The sequence below is a fragment of the Bradyrhizobium sp. SMVTL-02 genome, assembly GCF_051853005.1.
Classification (GTDB): domain Bacteria; phylum Pseudomonadota; class Alphaproteobacteria; order Rhizobiales; family Xanthobacteraceae; genus Bradyrhizobium.
Genome location: NZ_CP182469.1, coordinates 5,107,234 through 5,121,078, shown reverse-complemented (window position 1 = coordinate 5,121,078; position 13,845 = coordinate 5,107,234). Strand labels below are relative to the sequence as shown.

At 64.1% G+C, this 13,845-nt stretch carries 13 protein-coding genes; 7 read left to right on the top strand and 6 right to left on the bottom strand.

Going from position 1 to position 13,845, the window contains the following annotated elements; all coding sequences use genetic code 11:
- Positions 1 to 66 precede the first annotated feature (66 nt).
- Both ACNJYB_RS24370 and ACNJYB_RS24365 read left to right on the top strand, forming a co-directional pair.
- Positions 67 to 555 carry an aldo/keto reductase gene (locus ACNJYB_RS24370; RefSeq protein ID WP_439368935.1) on the top strand — a complete coding sequence of 163 codons (489 nt, stop codon included), beginning with the start codon at positions 67 to 69 and terminating at the stop codon, positions 553 to 555.
- A 232-nt stretch (positions 556 to 787) separates the two neighbouring features.
- Complete coding sequence (locus tag ACNJYB_RS24365) at positions 788 to 982, top strand: hypothetical protein (RefSeq protein WP_439368933.1); 195 nt, start codon at positions 788 to 790, stop codon at positions 980 to 982.
- Between the two features lie 643 nt (positions 983 to 1,625).
- Here ACNJYB_RS24365 and ACNJYB_RS24360 read toward each other — a convergent pair.
- From ACNJYB_RS24360 to thrS, 3 genes are all read right to left on the bottom strand, one after another.
- Positions 1,626 to 2,894 carry a serine hydrolase domain-containing protein gene (locus ACNJYB_RS24360; protein WP_439368931.1) on the bottom strand — a complete coding sequence of 423 codons (1,269 nt, stop codon included), beginning with the start codon at positions 2,892 to 2,894 and terminating at the stop codon, positions 1,626 to 1,628.
- Positions 2,895 to 3,082: 188 nt separating this feature from the next.
- A complete protein-coding gene (locus ACNJYB_RS24355) occupies positions 3,083 to 3,646 on the bottom strand; it encodes a nitroreductase family protein (protein ID WP_439368928.1) in 564 nt (187 codons plus the stop codon).
- A gap of 93 nt (positions 3,647 to 3,739) precedes the next feature.
- Complete coding sequence (thrS, locus tag ACNJYB_RS24350) at positions 3,740 to 5,782, bottom strand: threonine--tRNA ligase (protein ID WP_439368926.1); 2,043 nt, start codon at positions 5,780 to 5,782, stop codon at positions 3,740 to 3,742.
- A gap of 185 nt (positions 5,783 to 5,967) precedes the next feature.
- On the opposite strand from thrS, the gene ACNJYB_RS24345 reads away from it, so the two are divergent.
- Positions 5,968 to 7,143: an MFS transporter gene (locus tag ACNJYB_RS24345; protein WP_439368924.1), complete on the top strand. Its 1,176-nt coding sequence runs from the start codon at positions 5,968 to 5,970 to the stop codon at positions 7,141 to 7,143.
- 92 nt (positions 7,144 to 7,235) lie between these two features.
- Positions 7,236 to 7,613, top strand: a complete 378-nt coding sequence (locus ACNJYB_RS24340) for a hypothetical protein (RefSeq protein ID WP_439368922.1) — start codon at positions 7,236 to 7,238, stop codon at positions 7,611 to 7,613.
- 237 nt (positions 7,614 to 7,850) lie between these two features.
- Here ACNJYB_RS24340 and ACNJYB_RS24335 read toward each other — a convergent pair whose 3' ends face one another.
- Complete coding sequence (locus ACNJYB_RS24335; protein ID WP_439368921.1) at positions 7,851 to 9,155, bottom strand: alpha/beta hydrolase; 1,305 nt, start codon at positions 9,153 to 9,155, stop codon at positions 7,851 to 7,853.
- A gap of 320 nt (positions 9,156 to 9,475) precedes the next feature.
- On the opposite strand from ACNJYB_RS24335, the gene ACNJYB_RS24330 reads away from it, so the two are divergent.
- Together ACNJYB_RS24330 and ACNJYB_RS24325 are read left to right on the top strand one after the other, a co-directional pair.
- The gene (locus ACNJYB_RS24330) at positions 9,476 to 10,843 is read left to right on the top strand and encodes an APC family permease (RefSeq protein WP_439368918.1); all 1,368 of its coding nucleotides are present in this window, start codon (positions 9,476 to 9,478) and stop codon (positions 10,841 to 10,843) included.
- A 3-nt stretch (positions 10,844 to 10,846) separates the two neighbouring features.
- Entirely contained in the window at positions 10,847 to 12,055 is a 1,209-nt protein-coding gene (locus ACNJYB_RS24325) for a hypothetical protein (protein ID WP_439368916.1), read from the top strand.
- On the opposite strand, the gene ACNJYB_RS24320 is transcribed toward ACNJYB_RS24325, so the two are convergent.
- Positions 12,056 to 12,256 (bottom strand): hypothetical protein, encoded by a 201-nt coding sequence (locus ACNJYB_RS24320; protein ID WP_439368914.1) that lies wholly within the window; start codon positions 12,254 to 12,256, stop codon positions 12,056 to 12,058.
- 71 nt (positions 12,257 to 12,327) lie between these two features.
- Entirely contained in the window at positions 12,328 to 12,666 is a 339-nt protein-coding gene (yidD, locus tag ACNJYB_RS24315) for a membrane protein insertion efficiency factor YidD (protein ID WP_439368911.1), read from the bottom strand.
- Between the two features lie 248 nt (positions 12,667 to 12,914).
- On the opposite strand from yidD, the gene ACNJYB_RS24310 reads away from it, so the two are divergent.
- Positions 12,915 to 13,814 carry a hypothetical protein gene (locus ACNJYB_RS24310; protein ID WP_439368909.1) on the top strand — a complete coding sequence of 300 codons (900 nt, stop codon included), beginning with the start codon at positions 12,915 to 12,917 and terminating at the stop codon, positions 13,812 to 13,814.
- Positions 13,815 to 13,845: the final 31 nt, after the last annotated feature.

The following is a 13,845-nucleotide window of genomic DNA, read 5'->3' as shown; positions in this document are numbered from 1 at the left end:
GGGTGAGGGGGAGACTCTCCGCGAGTCGCTCTGATCGATGCAGCGTCGGATCACCCCACATCGTCATTGCGAGCGCAGCGAAGCATTGCAGAATCCGCGGAGGCACTCTGGGATTGCTTCGCTGCGCTCGCAATGACGAGGACGAGACATCACGAGCCGATCAACGCCGACTGCGGTTCGCAACATCTTACCCCGCTTCTCATCCGGCGCACGAAAGGCCAGCAGACGCTGGTCGAGCTGCTCGGCGAGATTGAGACGGCGAAGCAGGCGAAGCCGGCGCAGATCGCATTGGCCTGGGTGTCGGCGCAGAAGCCGTGGATCGTGCCGATTCCCGGCACCACCAAGCTGAACCGGCTCGAGGAGAATCTCGGCGCGTCGGTGGTAACGTTGTCCAAGGCCGATCTCGCTGCGATTCCAGCGGTGCTGGCCAAGGTGGCGTGCAGCGTGACCGCTATCCCGCCCATCTTCCGGGCGCGGGTTGGCCAGTTACAGATGCTGATGTGGGCCCTGGTGAGCGTTTGCTTACCGGGCTTCACGTCGTGTCTTCCGGCTTGAATACGCGTGCGAGCGCTATCAAGCGTCGTCGCAAGGCCCTTCAACACCGATAGCGTCGACTTATTCCGCGGACGTCGCGCGTCGTCGCGGCCGGTGGAAGATACTAATTCCCATAATCAAATTTATTCTCTTTCCATCCTGCTGCGTTATATGTCGGGCATCCGTCCAATGGGGACGCCGGGGCAGGTTGGTTGCCTGCGAGACCGGAGGAGCAGGGACCAAGCCCGTCGGCATGTTCGAAGTGATCCTTACCAGGCGCAAACGGTTCGGCTGGCGGTGGCAGGTGTGCGACCAGTCCGGCAAGATCTTTGCCGACGGTTTCGAGCGCAGCCGGCCGGCCGCCAAATATCAAGGCGAGCGCGCGTTGTTTTTCCTGCTGTCGCAAGCCAATTTGCGCAACCGCTTCGCGGCGCCCAGCGAAGACTAGCCGCGCGGCTACAACACCTTGCGTTGCCTGTGGGGCAAAACACCCAAACCGTCGGCCAATCCATCACTGCGAGATATTCTACTTTGCCGAACTTCGGAAATGACGGATAGTGCGCGCACTGCGGCCCGAGGAAGAGGGGCGTATCGCAATCGTCACGAACGCGGGCCGGGCGGCGGTGGACGCAGATGGCGTTGGCGCGAACGGGTTTGCAGGGAGGGAGAGCTCGGGCGAACAAGCCCAGAAAACGAGAGAGCGTGTCTGCGAACGAGATGCGAATTGAAAGAACGGCGCTCTTGCTCACACTCCGTCATTGCGAGCGCAGCGAAGCAATCCGGAAATGTATCCGCGAAAAGATTCTGGATTGCTTGGCTGCGCTCGCAATGACGGTGTTGAATCAGGCGCGCAAGACCTCTCCCACGTTGTCCTGGCGAAAGCCAGGACCGATTACCCCGGTCAGCATTGTCTTGGTGCGATGTGGCCGCCAGTGTTCGCACACACGGAAAGCCAAACCGCCATAGTCTCTAGCGGCTACTAACCAACACCTGACTTGAAACAGTCATAAGCGCAATTATGGAACCCGCGCCCGGCGGCGCGGCCGGGGGCGCAGATCGCAACATTGCTGGCCGAGTTCGGCCGGCGCGCCTCACGGGCGGCGTAGCGCCTCGGGGAAGCAGTCGTAGACCAGCGCCTTGAAGGCGGGCGTGATGCGGCTGCGCTCGTTCTGGGTCTGCTGCATCATGAGGTAGACCATGTCGAGCTTGGGATCGACGCCGAAATAGGTGCCGCTGCCACTGTCCCATTTCAACTCGCCAATCGATCCCGCCGGCGGCGGTTTGGCGTTGCCGGGATCGGTGCGTACGGCAAGGCCGTAGCCATAGCCGAACCCGTCGCCGGGAAAATAGAAATAGTCGCGCCCCACACCGGAGCCCGGCCCGACGTGATCGGTTGTCATCGCCTTGAAGGCGGCCGGGCTCAGATAGCGCTTGCCCTCGAACTCGCCGCCATTGAGCAGCATCTGCGAGAAGCGCTGATAGTCGGTGATGGTCGAGAGCAGGCCGCCGCCGCCGGACTGCCATTCCGGATGATCGAGCCGGTCGCGCTCACCGGCGAGCAGGATGAAATCGTTCGGCAGCGGCCGCGCCATTCGCGCCAGCTCGTCTTCCGTCGCCAGCGCGAATTTGGTGCTGCTCATCCCGAGCGGATCGAAGATGCGCTGCTTGAGGAAATCGTACAGCGTCTGGCCCGAGATGATCTCGATGATGGCGCCGAGCACGTCGGTGGAATGGCCATAGCGCCACAGCGTTCCCGGCTGCCGCGCCAGCGGCAGCTTTGCGATACGATCGGCGAATTCCCTGTTGTTGAATTGGCCCTCGAAGATGTTGGCGGCCTTGTACGCCTGCTCGACCCATTTGCCGCCGATATAGTCATAGCTGATGCCCGAGGTGTGCCGCAGCAGATCCTCGATGTTGACGGGGCGGACCGGCGTCACGAGGTCGAGTTCCAGTCTGCCGTCCGGATTAGTGATCTCGATGCCGACCTTGGTGTCGGCAAAGAGCGGGACGTATTTCGACGCGGGATCGGTGAGCGCGAGCTTGCCCTCGTCGATCAGCATCATCGCGCCGAGGCACGTGATCGGCTTGGTCATCGAGTGGATGGCGAAGATCGTGTCCGGCGTCATGGCAAGGCCCGTCCTGGTGTCGCGCACGCCGAAGGTCTTGAGGTAGACCGGCTTGCCGTGCTGCTGCACGAGGATCACGGCGCCCGGCAGCCGGCCGCTCGTGACCTCGTTGTCGAAATAGGCGGTGATGCGCTCGAGGCCGTCGGGCGACGGGGTAGGGATGTCCACGGCGCGGCTGCGCCCCATCGTGCCGGCGAGCAGTGCGGCTCCGACCAGAAATTCACGACGCTTCATCCGGGCTTCCTCCGCGGCCGGGATCAAAGCCGCAAGATGCCGAAGGCGTCAACAAGCCATCGATTAAAATCGCGTCACGATTTCCGAAAAGAACGGTCGCGGACGGTTCGCCGAGCTCGGTCGGCCTGCGAGCACCCGACCACATGGCACGAACGCCCGCGAGGAATCGGAGGCGCAAGCTTTCGGGCCTAGAATCTGGTCACGATATCGGACAGCGCGGGGCGCGGACGGTCCTCGCTGGGCTTGCTGGGCGTGCCGATATGGACGAAGCCTGCGAGCTTTTCGTCCGGCTTGAGGCCGAGGCCGTCGAGCACGTCGCGATCGAACGCGAACCAGCCGGTCAACCAGCAGGCGCCATAGCCGAGCGCGGTCGCGGCCGTGACGATGTTCATGGCGCTGGCGCCCGCCGACAATTCCTGCTCGAACGGCGGCACCTTCGGATGCGGCTTGGTAAAGCTGACGATGCCGATCACCAGCGGCGCATCCATCAGGCGCTTGCGCTCGGTCTCGACGTCGGCCGTGGGCGCGCCGGGATTCTTCCGGGCAAACACCTTCGCGATCACCTCGCCGGCGCGCTGGCGGGCATCGCCTTCAAAGATGATGAAGCGCCAGGGCGCGAGCTTGCCGTGATCGGGCACGCGCGCGCCGATGGTGAGGATCGTCTCGAGCTCGGCCGCGGACGGGCCGGGGCCGGTCATCTCGCGCGGTTTGACCGAGCGGCGGGTCTTCAGGAGTTCGATGGCGTCGGGCACGGGATGGTCCTCTTCGGCTGGTCGTCGGGCGTGCAATACCGAGATAAGCATGCACGCCGGCAACCGGAAGCGAGTTTAGATCGATTTCAGGGATCAGAGCGCGCCGCGAGCCCGCTTCACATCGGGCGGAGTCGCCTCGTCGACCAGGGCGGCGATCGCCTCGGCGGTCGTCATCACCTTCTGGCCGTCGCTGCCGAGGCGGCGGACGGAGACCGAATGCGTCTCGGCCTCCTTCTTGCCGACCACGAGCAGGGCCGGGATCTTGGCCAGCGAGTGCTCGCGGACCTTGTAGTTGATCTTCTCGTTGCGCAGATCGATCTCGACCCGAAGTCCGGCGCGCCGTGCCTGCTCCAGCACCTGCTTGGCGTATTCGTCGCCTTCCGAGGTGATGGTCGTGACCACCGCCTGCACCGGCGAGAGCCAGAGCGGGAAGTTGCCGGCATAGTGCTCGATCAGGATGCCGATATAGCGCTCCATCGAGCCGCAGATCGCGCGATGCACCATGACAGGCGGCTTCTTGCCGCCGTCATGGTCGATGTAGAACGCACCGAACCGCTCCGGCAGGTTGAAGTCGACCTGCGTGGTGCCGCACTGCCAGTCGCGGCCGATGGCGTCGCGCAACACATATTCGAACTTCGGCCCGTAGAAGGCGCCTTCGCCCGGATTGATCTCCGTCTTGATGTGATTGTTCTGCGACTGGATTTCGCGCAGCACCGTCGCCATCACCCGCTCCGCGTGATCCCACATCGCATCGGTCCCGACGCGCTTGTCGGGGCGGGTCGACAGCTTCACCGTGAGATCGCCGGTAAAGCCGAAATCCGCATAGGTCGACAGGATCAGGTCGTTGATCTTCAGGCACTCCTCGGCGAGCTGGTCCTCGGTGCAGAAGATGTGCGCGTCATCCTGGGTGAAGCCGCGCACGCGCATCAGGCCGTGCATGGCGCCGGAGGGCTCATAGCGATGCACCACGCCGAATTCGGCGAGGCGCAGCGGCAGGTCGCGGTAGCTCTTCAGGCCGTGCTTGAAGATCTGGACATGGCCGGGGCAGTTCATCGGCTTCAGCGCGAACCAGCGCTTGTCCTCGGCCTCGTCGCCGGCCGACTGCGCCGCGAACATGTTCTCGCGGTACCAGCCCCAATGGCCCGAGGTCTCCCACAGCACCTTGTCGAGGATCTGCGGCGCGTTGACCTCGCTGTAGTCGCCGGTCAGGCGCCGGCGCATATAGGCGATCAGCTGCTGGAAGATGGTCCAGCCCTTCGGATGCCAGAACACGACGCCCGGACCTTCCTCCTGGAAGTGGAAGAGGTCGAGCTCGCGCCCGAGCTTGCGATGGTCGCGCTTCTCGGCCTCCTCGATCTGCTTCAGATAGGCGTCGAGGTCCTCCTGCCTGGCGAAGGCCGTGCCGTAGATGCGCGTCAGCATCGGGTTGTTGCTGTCGCCGCGCCAATAGGCGCCGGCTACTTTCATCAGCTTGAAGGCATTGCCGACCTTGCCGGTCGAGGTCATGTGCGGGCCGCGGCAGAGATCGAACCAGTCGCCCTGGTAATAGATCTTGATCGGCTCGTTGCCGGGAATGGCGTCGACCAGCTCGACCTTGAACGCCTCGCCCTTGTCGCGGAACACCTGCTTGGTCTTCTCGCGATCCCACACTTCCTTGGTGAAGGGTTTGTCGCGCGCGATGATCTCGCGCATCTTCTTCTCGATGGCGGCAAAGTCTTCCGGCGTGAACGGCTCGTTGCGGAAGAAGTCGTAGTAGAAGCCGTTCTCGATCACCGGACCGATGGTGACCTGGGTGCCCGGCCACAGCGTCTGCACAGCTTCGGCCAGCACGTGCGCGCAATCGTGGCGGATCAATTCGATCGCGCGCGGGTCGTCGCGATTGACGAGCTCGATCCTGGCGTCGGCCTCGATGGGATCGTTGAGGTCGGCGAGCGCGCCGTCGAGCGCCATCGCAACCGTGCGCTTGGCCAGCGACGGCGAGATGCCCTTGGCAATATCGAGACCGGTGATGCCCTTGTCGAACTGGCGCTGGGCGCCGTCGGGGAAGGTGAGCGTGACTTTGGGAGCGGGGGTCACGGGCTTCAGGTTGGACAGGCTGTATTGAAAGCCGGACTCGGATTTGGGCTGGTCGGACATTGCTTTTCTCCTGGGGCTCACTCCTGCGAACGAGCGCAGGTAAGCGGGAACGAGCGATATAACAGGCGATTCGGCCTGTGCAATCCGGCATTTCCAAGAAGCTGACGCGCAAAATCCGGGCGCAGCTCCAACTATTTGGCGTTGTGCCCTTTAACTCGTCACACGCCGCCGCTACATGCATTTGCATGGAAAAAGCCCCCGCCGCCGGCCGTTTCGCGCCAACCGCCCTGATGCTTGGCAATCTCGTCACCGGCTGCTCGGTGCTGGCGCCGGCTGGCATGCTGCCGGAATTGTCGGCGGGGCTTGGGATCAGCATCCACGCGGCCGGCCTGCTGATCACCTTCGGCGCGGTGACGCTGTGCATCGGTTCGCCGCTGACGGCGTGGCTGACCAGCCGCATCGAGCGGCGGACGCTGCTCACCACGACGCTGGCGGTGCTCGCGCTCGGCAATCTCGCCTCGGCGTTTGCGCCCGACTATGCGAGCCTCCTTGTCATCCGGCTGGTCATGCTTGCGGTCGGCGCGCTCTATACGCCGCAGGCGGCGGGCACGGCGGCGCTGATCGTGCCGGCGGAGCGGCGCGGCAGCACGATCGCCTATATCTTCCTCGGTTGGTCGCTGGCGGCCGCCGTCGCTCTGCCGCTGATCACCTTGATCGCCAGCCGCTATGGCTGGCGCGCCGCCTATGCTGGGATCGGCGCGCTCGGCTGTATCGGCTTCCTGTTGCTGCTGTTGCGCCTGCCGGCAGGCTTGAGGGGCACGCCGGTGGATCTGAAGACCTGGAGCGCGGTCGGCCGCAGCAGGGCGATCTTGCTATTGCTGGCGATCACCATGCTGCAAATGTCCGGACAGTTTGCGGTGTTCACCTTCATGGGCCCGCTGCTGAATAAGCTGACCGGGGCGAGCCCCGATACGGTCGGCATGGTATTCGCCATCTATGGCGTCTGCGGCTTCCTTGGCGTCGCCATTGCGACACGCATCGTCGACACCTGGGGCCCTTACCGGACCTCGCTGCTCTTCACCTGCCTCGTGCTTGCGGGCATCACCACCTGGGCGTTGGGTGCGGGCACCATCGCGTTGATGGCGATCGCAGTCGCGACCTGGGGCCTGGGCTTTGCCTCGACCAATTCGATGCAGCAGGTGCGGCTGGTCGCGGCCGCGCCGCCGCTGGCACCGGCGACCGTCGCGCTCAACACCTCCGTCCTCTATATCGGCCAGGCCGTCGGGTCCGCCACCGGCGGACTGCTGTTCGCCCGCGAGCTCCTGCACACGATCGGGTTCGTGGCGGTCGGCTTCGTCCTGCTGGCGCTGGTCCTGGTGATCCTGACCCGGCCCCGGCCGGCGGCGGCAGCGACGGCCTGAAATCCCGCGTTTTCGTGCGCGCAAGGTGCTTGGCAAATGGCGCGTCAGAGCGCTAGAAGGCCGGTCATGAGGACCAAAGAGAGTTGACTGAGATGAGGATGATTCTGGCGGTTGCTGCGGTGCTCTATTCCACCTCCGCGTTCGCACAAGCCGACAAGCCACCGATGATCGGGGACAAGCCGCTGGTGCAGGTCAAGTCGAAAGGGGCCAAGGCGACGGCCGCAACCGCCGCGCCCGCGCCGAAGGGCAACCCGCAATCGGTCGCGGCGCGGCTTCAGGCCTGCCTCGAGATCGATGATGGTACCAAGGACCGTCTCAACTGCTACGACGCCGTGATCCCGCCGGCGCCAAAGCCGAAGCCGGCGAAGGCCAAGGGTTACGCCGATTGCCGGTTCTTCAAAGAAGAGGACGAGCGGCTGGCCTGCTTCAACGGCTTCGCCGAAAGCATTCCGAAGCTCCCCAAGACCTAACTTCAGGTCGAGATCTTGACCTTCATGCTGTCGCCTTCGCCTGTGCAGGTGCCGATGAAGGCGAACGCGGAATTGCCGCCGCGCGTCTTGCCGTCCATCACATAGAGGACGCCGCACCCGTTCCCGTGAACCGTGTGGAACGGGCTCCCGGGGACGAAAGCCCATCAACATCGCTTTTCGATCAGCTGGTGAGACGATTGCCGGCAAGCGCGGGCAAATACCGGCTGGCGCAATATGCTAACGGCTTGACGCAACGCGCGTCAGCGCCAGCGCCGGCGTCGCCGACATCTTCACCAGCACGTCCTTGAGCGGATCCCGCGTCCAGGCGCGGGTCACGTAATCGCGATGACTGATGCCCTCGCCGGTCTCGACGAACACCGCGCTGCCGGGGCGCAAGGGGCCGTCCATGTCCTCGGAGACGCTGATGCCCTTCTGCCTGAGCATGCTCATCAGCTCGCGGTCACGCCGCGCGGTGTAACGGGTGTAGGAGCTGACGAAGAAGCCGGAGCGGTGGCTTTCGATCCAGGACGCGAACTTGTCCATCTCGCCATAGATGGCGTCGAGCAGCACCACGCCGCGGACGCGGTCGCTGATGCCGCCGACCTCTAAGCTCCAGGCCGTCGGCAGGAAGCCGCCGCTATAGCCGACGATGACGATCGGCATATTGGCGAAGGCGCGCGCGCTGTCGGGATCACCGGTGAGGCGGGCGAGATGGCTCGCCGATTCCTCCATGAAGCGCTTGAAGCCGCCGGGCTGCCAGAACTTGCCGGCGCTGGAATCGGCGGCATCGACCGCCATCTGCGGTGCAAGCAGGATGGCATTGGCGCCGGAATCGGTGATCTGCCTCGGCACCAGCTGCCGATCACGTACGTCGCGCTCCAGCGTCGCGCCATTGCCGTGGAAGAATACGACGATCACGCCCGGCTTGCGCACGTCGAAATGCTCGGGCACGTGCACCAGGACGCGGCTGTCGCTGTAGGTCTCGTCCTGCCAGTAGACGCGCCCGGAATAGCTGCGATGGCCGCGGCGGTCGCCCTTGGAGATGTTGAGGAACGGCGCGTCGGAGGCGGGGTTGTTACCGAAATAAGGGAAGGCCGACGACTTCATGCTGACGAGGGTCGTCAGGTCGTCGCGCGGCGGACGCTGGTAGGGGACTTGCGGCGCGAGCGAGGCGACCTTGTAGGGCGCCTGCTCCGGCTGCTGTTGCACAGCGCGCTTGGGCGAGAAGTCCGACATCTGCCGTTGCAGGAAGCTCTCGCTCGCCGACGGGAAGCGCTCCCTGAACTGCGGGGCGGGGAAGCGATCCTCGAATGTGTCGGCGCTGGCAACTTGTTGAGTATTGGTCTTGGCGACCACCTGGCCATTGGCCTTCGAGTTTGCCGCGAGAGCCGCCGGATTGGGCCCATTGCCGCATTGAACCAGCGCGAGCGACAGTGGCACCAAGGCTGAGATCAGGCCGACCCGGAGCGCACGACCGTGCCGACCGGACGAGGTCCGGTGGGCACGAATGTCAGCTCTCATGTTCGGAACGGCCCCGACCATTCACCCAAGACCCCAAAGTCACGTCCATCGGCAATCTCTAGACAATTGAGCCGAGGGGCGTTTAGGCGACGTTAAGCATCCGGAGAAACTTCCCCACGTCCGGAACACTCGAAAGGACCATGCAATCGTGTCGTGATTGTGGGGATGGGAAACGGGATATTCCGGTGTTTGCACCGGTTTATTGCCCACGACCATGCATGGCGGTGCGAAAATACCGATTTTCTTTGCCTCATTTAGCCCTTGTTAACCCTGCTTGAATTGACTGACCAAACTGCACGATGCTTCCCACGAGGCGTGACGCCTGAGGTAAAGGATCCCCGATGACGGCATCAGATGCGGGTACCGCGCCCTGGACTGGCCGGCTGACCGGGAGCGGGCCCGGGGTTTCCGCTCTGGTCGCAACCGCCATCGTCGTCGCCGACATGATCGGGGTCGGCGTCTTCACCAGCCTCGGCTTCCAGGTCAAGGACATCCCTTCCGGCTTCTCGATTCTCCTGCTGTGGACCGTTGGCGGCATCGTCGCGCTATGCGGGGTGTTCGCCTACAGCGAGTTGGGCGCGATGTTTCCGCGCTCGAGCGGCGAGTATAATTTCCTCGGCCGCGCCTATCATCCCGCCTTCGGCTTTCTCGCCGGCTGGGTCTCGGCGACGGTGGGCTTTGCAGCGCCCGTCGCGCTCGCCGCGATGGCCTTCGGCGAATACGCCAAATCGGTCATTCCCGATCTGCCGCCGATCCCGCTCGCCATCGGCGTGGTATGGCTGGTCTCGATCGTGCAGCTGACCGGCGTCAGGCATTCATCGACCTTCCAGCTGATCTCGACCATCCTGAAGGTCGTGCTGATCGTCGCCTTCCTGGTCGCCGGCTTCATCATCGGGGCGCCGCAGCCGATCGCCTTCACGCCGCAGCCGGGCGACATCGCCCACATCGTCAGCGCGCCTTTCGCGATCGGGCTCGTCTTCGTGATGTATTCTTTCTCCGGGTGGAATGCCGCGACCTACATCATCGGCGAGATGAAAACGCCGCAACAAAGCCTTCCGCGCGCGCTGCTCGCGGGCACGCTCAGCGTGCTCGCGCTTTACGTCGCGCTGAATGCGGTGTTTCTCTACTCGACGCCGGTCAGTGCGCTCGCTGGTCAGCTCGACGTCGCCAGCGTCGCCGGCACCGCCATCTTCGGCAGCCTTGGCGGCCGGATCGTCGGCGCCATGATCTGCGTCGGCCTGATCTCCTCGATCAGCGCGATGATGTGGATCGGACCACGCGTGATGATGACGATGGGGGAGGACATTCCCGCCTTGCGCGTGTTCTCGAAGCGATCGGTCAGCGGTGCACCGGCCTATGCGATCCTGTTCCAGCTCGCGGTCGCGACCCTGTTGCTGTTCACGCGCAGCTTCGAGGCCGTGCTCGACTTCATCCAGTTCGCGCTGTTGTTCTGCTCGTTCTTCACGGTCGCCGGCGTCATCAAGCTGCGCATTACCGATCCCGATGTGCCCAGGCCGTATCGCGCCTGGGGGTACCCGTTCACGCCGCTCGTTTTCCTGCTCGTGACCGCGTTCATGATGTACTACCTCCTGACCGAGCGGCCCGTGCAGTCGCTCTCGGGGATGCTCGTCATGCTCTCGGGCCTGTTGATCTATGCAGTTTTCCGCAGGCGGCCGGTCGCCGCTGGCCATTCATCACACCGCGGATAGACAATGATTCGACCCATGAGAATTGCGGCCGTCGCTCTTGCCATCCTGGCCGCGGCCGTCTCGTCCGCGCGTGCCGCCGACGTCACCTTCGACGATACCGCGCGCTTCCTGGCGGGTATGCAGCCTTCGGCGGATTCGCCGCTGGTGCCGCTGACCAGGGACCCAAACTGGCAGCATCACGCAAAATTCTTCGACGGCGCCTTCGCCCAGCTCGAGCAGCGGCAAATCTCGAAGATCCGCGCCTGGGCCGACGTCAATCTGGCCGCGCCGCGGCCGACCATGTTCTACATGTTCAGCGGCCCGGACTTCCTCTACGCCGATGCCTTCTATTCCAAGGCCAGCACCTACGTGCTCGGCGCATTGGAGCCGGTCGGCGCCGTGCCCGACTTGACGAAGCTGGGGCGAGGTTCGGTCGGCGCGGCGCTCTACAATGTTGAGCGCTCGCTCGGCTCGATCCTGAGCTTCTCCTTCTTCATCACCAAGCAGATGAAGGTCGACCTGCACACCAACCAGGTCAGCGGCACCTTGCCGATCCTCTATGTTTTCCTCGCCCGCTCCGGCAAGACCATCCGCAACGTCGAGATGGTCGCGCTCGACAACAAGGGCGGGATGAATGCGGGGAACGACAATCCGGGACCGAACGCGACGCGCGGTGTCCGCATCACCTTCGCTGGCAGCGACGGCGAGGTGCGCACGCTGTATTACTTCTCGACCGACCTTTCGAATTCCGGCGCACGCGCAACCGGCTTCCTGAAGTTCTGCGAGACGCTCGGCCCCGGCAACAGTCTGCTCAAGAGCGCGTCCTATCTCTTGCACTCCGGCAACTTCACGGTCGTCCGCGACTGGCTGCTCGCCAACAGTGCCACCATGGTCCAGGACGATTCCGGGATTCCGCTTGCCAACTACAATGCACGGCAATGGCGTTTCTTCCCGTTCGGGCGCTATCTCGGGCCTATCGACGAATTCCCCGGACGCTACCAGGAGCGCTACGCCGAACTGTTCACGCGCGCCCAGCCGATCGATTTCGGGGTCGGCTATCGCTGGCGCATGCATGAATCCAATCTGCTGCTGGCGGTGAAGGTGCCGGGAAGCGAGAGCGCGCCAGTGGCTGAGACCGCTTCGTCCGCCGAGCCCCCACGACCGCCGCGCCCGAAGCGACCGCGCCCGCCCGAGCCGATCCCGCCGCCGGGACGTTTCTTCTGGTTCCGCTAACTACCAGTGCACGCTCTGGCTCGGCACGATGAAGGCCGTCGAACTGGGGGGCGTTGCAAGACTCGTCGCCAGATACCAGCCGGAGCCGGCCGCGAGCACCAGCAGGGCGATGATGGCGAGCATATCGAGGGTTCTGGGATCGTGAGGCTTCCTGGGACCAGGGCCAGACCTGAAGTGATGAGGGCTGATTTTCCAGCGCATGTTGTTTCCTCCCCGTGGGAGCATCACAACAACGCGATGCGGGAAGTTCCTGTTCCGACAGGGCCGCCGGTCTAGGGCGCGTTGACGCCGCGCCAGCGGGCGTATCGCCAAGGCAGATACCAGCGCGCGTTTTGCGGTGCGACGAGCGGCACATTGTCGATTCCAGACGTGCCGTACGGATTGCAGCGGAGCAGGCGCGCGAGCGTCATCCACCCCCCGGCCCAGAGCCCGAAGCGCTCGATCGCCTCATCGCCATAAACGGAGCAGGTCGGCAGATGCCGGCAATTGTATCCGACCAGGGGCGAGAGCGTGTGGCGATAGAGCCAGATCAGCCCGCGGGCGAATCTTCGCGGAACGCGAAGCATGCCCTCGACGGGAACGGAACAATGCTCGCAGGTTGAATGCTTCATGGGCGCGTTGCCGCGTGGTTGAGCGATGTGTTGCGCTGTTCCTAAGCAGGGAACTGTAAGGTGTTGTGCGCGCGCCATATTTTGCCTGCTTTCTGGGAGCAGTGCAGCAAGTATCTGTGGACGATCTGTATTCGCCCGGATACCATTTTTATGACGCCCGTGTGTAGAAACATACGCCTGTATGATCGACTCAGAGGGCGCTGCCGGGGATTGTTTGGCGACCTTGGGGCTTTGGGGAAGGAACCAGATTGAAACTTCTGAACTCCCTTGATCTTCGCGGCTGGTTGTTGGTGGGAACCGCCGTCTGTGGAGTTGCGCTGGCCGGCGCCATCGCGACGTTCGGGTCGTCGGCCCGAGCCGGCGCAGCGCTCGAAGAGCGCAAGCTGCCGATGAAATTCAGCTGGATCGCTTGCGAGCCGAACTGCCGCGGCTGGGTCAGCGCGGTCGGTATCATCACCGCGGACACCCCTAAGGAATTTGAGGAATTCGCGCGCGGACGCCAGCTCGGCGGTGCCACCGTGGTACTCGATTCCAGCGGGGGCTCCGTCAACGACGCGATCACGCTCGGCCGACGCTTCCGCAATCTCGGGCTTTTGACGACGGTCGGAGTCAGCCTTCCGAACCGCGGCGGGCAATCGGCCCGTCCGGCGGTCGCGCCCGAGGCCTATTGCGAATCCATGTGCGCGTTCCTGCTGCTGGCCGGCAAGAAGCGCTACGTGCCGGAAGCGGCGCATGTCCGCGTCCACCAGATCTGGATGGGCGACCGCGCCGACGATGCCAAGGCGGCGAGCTACAGTGCGCAGGACCTGATGATCGTGGAACGCGACATTGGCCGCCTCGCCAAATACACCTTCGATATGGGCGGCGCCGGCGACCTGCTGTCGCTCGCGCTCAGCGTGCCGCCCTGGGAAGATCTGCATGAGCTCAATGCCGGCGAGCTCAAGCTCACCAATCTCGTGACGACGGATCTCGTCGCCGACGTGCTGCCGCACGTGGACGTCACGGCGCCGGCGATGGCGGAACTCGCACCCAAGACGCAGGCGAGGTTCGGTACGGAACCGGAGCAGCCGGCCAGGTCGACCAAGACGGCGGAAGCCTTGGCGCCCACGGGCGGTGTGGCGACGCCGGCGACCGCGGCGCAGAAGTAAACTCTTAAATCCTGGCAGTCATTCCGGGGCG

What these genes read in the sequence shown, in the direction of transcription:
- ACNJYB_RS24335 (WP_439368921.1), bottom strand. Translation starts at nt 9,155, where the DNA reads ATGGTCGGGGCCGTTCCGAACATGAGAGCTGACATTCGTGCCCACCGG.
- ACNJYB_RS24340 (WP_439368922.1), top strand. Translation starts at nt 7,236, where the DNA reads ATGAGGATGATTCTGGCGGTTGCTGCGGTGCTCTATTCCACCTCCGCG.
- thrS (WP_439368926.1), bottom strand. Translation starts at nt 5,782, where the DNA reads ATGTCCGACCAGCCCAAATCCGAGTCCGGCTTTCAATACAGCCTGTCC.
- ACNJYB_RS24330 (WP_439368918.1), top strand. Translation starts at nt 9,476, where the DNA reads ATGACGGCATCAGATGCGGGTACCGCGCCCTGGACTGGCCGGCTGACC.
- yidD (WP_439368911.1), bottom strand. Translation starts at nt 12,666, where the DNA reads ATGAAGCATTCAACCTGCGAGCATTGTTCCGTTCCCGTCGAGGGCATG.
- ACNJYB_RS24345 (WP_439368924.1), top strand. Translation starts at nt 5,968, where the DNA reads ATGGAAAAAGCCCCCGCCGCCGGCCGTTTCGCGCCAACCGCCCTGATG.
- ACNJYB_RS24360 (WP_439368931.1), bottom strand. Translation starts at nt 2,894, where the DNA reads ATGAAGCGTCGTGAATTTCTGGTCGGAGCCGCACTGCTCGCCGGCACG.
- ACNJYB_RS24325 (WP_439368916.1), top strand. Translation starts at nt 10,847, where the DNA reads ATGATTCGACCCATGAGAATTGCGGCCGTCGCTCTTGCCATCCTGGCC.
- ACNJYB_RS24320 (WP_439368914.1), bottom strand. Translation starts at nt 12,256, where the DNA reads ATGCGCTGGAAAATCAGCCCTCATCACTTCAGGTCTGGCCCTGGTCCC.
- ACNJYB_RS24365 (WP_439368933.1), top strand. Translation starts at nt 788, where the DNA reads ATGTTCGAAGTGATCCTTACCAGGCGCAAACGGTTCGGCTGGCGGTGG.